This window comes from Cryobacterium sp. 10I1 (assembly GCF_035019805.1).
GTDB lineage: Bacteria > Actinomycetota > Actinomycetes > Actinomycetales > Microbacteriaceae > Cryobacterium > Cryobacterium glucosi.
Genome location: NZ_JASJVF010000276.1, coordinates 1 through 4,007 on the forward strand (window position 1 = coordinate 1; position 4,007 = coordinate 4,007).

Genomic DNA, 4,007 nt, shown 5'->3' on the forward strand with positions numbered 1-4,007 from the left:
GAGTGCGAGCACGGACAGGGACGCCAGGGTGGCCAGGCTGACTGCGCGGGCCCTCACCAGTCGAACCTTTCGAAGTGGATCTGCCGGGTCGGCAAGCCTGCCGACCGGGCGTCCCGCACGACCTCGTCCGTCCACTTGCGTGGCCCGCAGATGTAGACATCGGCCTCGCGGAGCTTGGGCACGAGGGTTGCGAGGGTGATCCGGGCCTGGACCGCGTCGCCGGGGAGCCAGCTGCTGGTTCCCGGGGCGCGCTTGCCGGCGATGATGCGCAGTTCGGCGCCACGGGCGCGGCAGAGGGCGGCGAGTTCATCGACGAGGTAGGTGTCGTCGACGGTGCTCGACCGGAGGAGCACGGTCGCCTGCCCGGGTGCGAACGTGGCGGTCTCGAGAAGCGAGCGGATCGGGGCGACTCCGATGCCCGCGGCGATCAGGACGATCCGCGGCGAGGTGCGGGCGAAGTCGGTGAAGAGCCCGTACGGGCCTTCGAAGCTCACCCGGGTGCCGACGGGCACGCGCGGGAGCGTGGAAGACGCGTCGCCGAGCCCGCGGACGGTGATGCGGAGGGACGAGCCGGTGGGCGCGGCAGAGAGCGAGAACGGGTGCGCCTGCCACCACAACCCGGGGGTCCAGAACCGCCAGATGAAGAACTGGCCGGACTTCGCCCTGAGGCTGCGCAGCTGCCGGCCGGACAGGCGGATCGAGACGACCCCACGGGCCTCCTGGTCGACTCCGACCACGGTGAGGCGGGCCCTCAGCGATCGCACGATCGGCACGATGAAGCGGAAGAGGATGATGGACCCGGCAACGCCCGCATACAGGGCGAGCCAGTAGTAGCGCTGCAGCGATCCCTCGCGGAACAGGGTGCCGACGCTGAGCTGGTGCGGAATCGCGACGAGCACGGCGACGTAGGACAGCAGGTGCACGAGGTGCCACACCTCGTAGCGGAACTTGTGCCGCACGATGACGAGCGAGGTGACCACGACGGCGATGAGCAGGCCCAGCCCGAGGAAGGCCAGCGGCATGTCCGGGAGCGACGAGAACATGATCCAGACCTCGTCGAAGAACCCGGCGGGCTGCACGAGCGCATACCCGATGGTGAGCAGCACGGCGTGGGCGAGGATCAGGTAGAGCGCCGGCTTGCCGAGCGACTGGTGCAGCGCCATCGCGCTGTCGTGGCCGAACGCCCTGTCAATCGCGGGCAGCCGCGCGGCGAGCAGCATCATCACGAGGAGGAGGTCGGTGCCGACCAGCCCGGTGACGATTCCGAGTGCCGTGATGGCGTCGGCGGGTGTGCTGATCCTGGCCGCTCCCCCGTCGGCGAGGAAGACCGCGACGACGAGCGCCACCGAGACCACCGCGAGGATTTGCAGGCTGTCGGCCAGTCGCATCCGCCGCGGGTAATTCGGGTGGATGCGCGGCCTGGCTTGGTGCGGGCGTGCGCGCGTGTCGAGGCTCATAAGGTGAGCATCCCCGGCGAATCCAATGAATCTCTATCGAGGACCTGAGAGGAACCTGTGCGTCGCCAATGTGCGCTGCACGAGTTCACAGGTTCCCCTCTGCCCGGCGAAACGGATGCCCTCGGCTAGAACCCGGCAGCGTCGAGCGCCGCCTGCAACGAGGTGAGGTACCCCTGGGTCGTGTAGGTCGCGCCGCTCACATTCGCCACCGCGGCGGACTGTGCCTTCAACACTTCGGCCTTGAGCACGGGGGCGGCCCGGTTGCTGATCTGGACCGACTTGGAATCCTTGTCGGTCAGCTGGAGCGCAGTGACGTCGGTGATCGTGCCGGCCGCGATCGTGGCGGAGACCTGCATGTTCCCGAACCGAGTGGCGACGACGGAACCGGTGAAGGTTCCGGTGACGCCGGCCGCCGGGGCGGCCGCGGCCGGGGTAGCCGTCGCGGTCGCGGTCGGAGTCGCGGTGGCGACCGCCGGCGCCGTGGCCGTGGCTGTGGGGGTCGAAACGGCCGGGGCGGATGCGGCGGCAGACACCGTCGCATCCGTCGCGGATCCGCCCAGGGTGTTCTGCAGGGAGGCGACGGCCGGTGTTCCGACCAGCCACCCGATTGCCAGTACGGACAGGGACGCTGTTGCGGCCGCAGCCGCTGCTCGTTTTCTCACCAGTCAAACCTTTCGAAGTGGATCTGTTGCGTGGGTAGACCGGCCGAGCGGGCATCCCGCACGACCTCGTCGGTCCACCGCCGTGGACCGCAAATGTAGACGTCCGATTCGCTGAGATTCGGGACGAGGGTTCTGAGGGAGATCCGCGCGTTGACGGCGTCACCGGGCAGCCAGCTGTGGGCTCCGGGCGCACGCTTGCCCGCGATGATCCGGAACTCGGCTCCCCGCACGCGGCAGAGCTCGGCGATCTCGTCGACGAGGTAGCTGTCCGCGACGGAGTGCGAGCGCAACAGCACGGTCGCCTGGCCCGGCGCGAATGTCGCCGTTTCCAGGAGCGCCCGGATCGGGGCGACGCCGATGCCTGCGGCGACGAGCACGATCCGCGGGCTCGTCCTGGCCCGGTCGGTGAACAACCCGTACGGGCCTTCGAAGCTCACCCGGGTCCCGACCGGCACCGAGGCGAGGTCGGTCGAACCGTCGCCGAGGGCGCGCACCGTGACCCGGAGGGAGTTGTGGGCCGGCGCGGCGGAGAGCGAGAACGGGTGCACCTGCCACCACTGCCCGGGCGTCCAGAACCGCCAGATGAAGAACTGGCCTGCGGTCGCCTGCAGGTGGTGAAGCCGGCGGCCGGTGAGGCGGATCGACACGACACCGGGCGCCTCACGATCAATGCCGGCCACGACGAGCCGGGAGCGCAGCGACCGCACGATCGGGAGCACCACCCGGTAGACCACGATAGATCCGGCCACGGCGACGTAGAGGGCGAGCCAGTAGTACCACTGCGGCGAGCCGGCGACGAGGACCGTACCGGCGGTCAGCATGTGCGGCAGTGCGGCGAGCACGGCGACGTACGAGAGCAGGTGCACGATGTGCCAGACCTCGTATGGCAGCTTGTGGCGCACGATGACGAGCGACGTGACGACCACGAACACGAGCAGCCCGAGCGCGATGAAGGCCAGGAGCATGTCCGGCATCTGGGTGAGCATGTTCCACGTTTCGGCGAACACGTTGACCTCGCTGGAGAGGGCGTACCCGATGATGAGGAAGACCGCGTGGGCGAGGATCAGGTAGAGGGCCGGCTTGCCGAGGGACTGGTGCAGCGCCATGGCGCTGTCGTGGCCGAAGGCGCGGTCGATCGCGGGCAGCCGGGCGGCGAGCAGTGTCATCACGAGCAGCAGGTCGGTGCCGACGAGGCCGGTGACGATGCCGATCGAGGTGAGGGCGTCCGCGGGGGTGCCGAAGCGGGCGGCCCCACCGGAGCCGAGGAAGAGGGCGACGGCGAGCGCGACCGAGACGATGCAGAGCACCTGCAGGGTGTCGGCGAGGCGCATCCGTCTCGGGTAGTTCGGGTTGACGCGTGGGGCGGGCTGACGGCGGGTGTGCGTCGTCTCGGGGAGACGCTGCTGGAGGCGCAGGGGTCTGGTGTCGAGGCTCATGTTCCGAGCATCGGGCCGCTTCCGATGGGGAGCCTTTCGGAAGCCTATGTGCCGGCTATGAAATCCGCCTCACCTGCCGCCTATGCTGCTGCGCCGGTCCGCTTTCCGGAGCCGAACCGGAAGAGCAGCACGAGCAGGATCGCGACCGCCGCCCCGAGTGCGGTCTCGACGATGCGGTCGACGAGCAGGGCGGGCACCGGAACGGGACTACTGAGGTGCACGACGGAGAGGGCGAGCGGGGTGATGAAGAGCAGCGCGGCGCCGTAGTGCTTGCCGACCAGGATCTCGGCGCCGAACTGGCTGACCGCGATCACGACCACGAGCCACGCGACGGATGGCCCAGGCAACAGCACGAGGCCAGTCACGACCACGCCCAGTGCGGTCCCGACCACGCGGTGCACGGCCCGGGAGATCGAGTGGGCCGCCCGGGGCGGCGGCAGCACGGCGACGAC

The 4,007-nt window shown here is 69.6% G+C and carries 4 protein-coding genes; all 4 read right to left on the reverse strand.

All coding sequences use genetic code 11. The features are described 5' to 3' along the window. Positions 1-53: 53 nt before the first annotated feature. The gene (locus tag QN345_RS16370) at positions 54-1,457 is read right to left on the reverse strand and encodes a ferric reductase-like transmembrane domain-containing protein (protein ID WP_241975337.1); all 1,404 of its coding nucleotides are present in this window, start codon (positions 1,455-1,457) and stop codon (positions 54-56) included. 125 nt (positions 1,458-1,582) lie between these two features. Next, positions 1,583-2,119, reverse strand: coding sequence for an FMN-binding protein (locus QN345_RS16375; RefSeq protein ID WP_198413388.1), 537 nt, complete (start codon positions 2,117-2,119; stop codon positions 1,583-1,585). Next, entirely contained in the window at positions 2,116-3,555 is a 1,440-nt protein-coding gene (locus QN345_RS16380; RefSeq protein WP_241987497.1) for a ferric reductase-like transmembrane domain-containing protein, read from the reverse strand. The genes QN345_RS16375 and QN345_RS16380 overlap by 4 nt, the downstream gene beginning before the upstream one ends. An 80-nt stretch (positions 3,556-3,635) precedes the next feature. Next, positions 3,636-4,007 (reverse strand): FUSC family protein (locus QN345_RS16385; RefSeq protein ID WP_323508889.1); only part of this gene is annotated, 372 nt, incomplete at its 5' end.

What these genes read in the sequence shown, in the direction of transcription:
- QN345_RS16370 (WP_241975337.1), bottom strand. Translation starts at nt 1,457, where the DNA reads ATGAGCCTCGACACGCGCGCACGCCCGCACCAAGCCAGGCCGCGCATC.
- QN345_RS16380 (WP_241987497.1), bottom strand. Translation starts at nt 3,555, where the DNA reads ATGAGCCTCGACACCAGACCCCTGCGCCTCCAGCAGCGTCTCCCCGAG.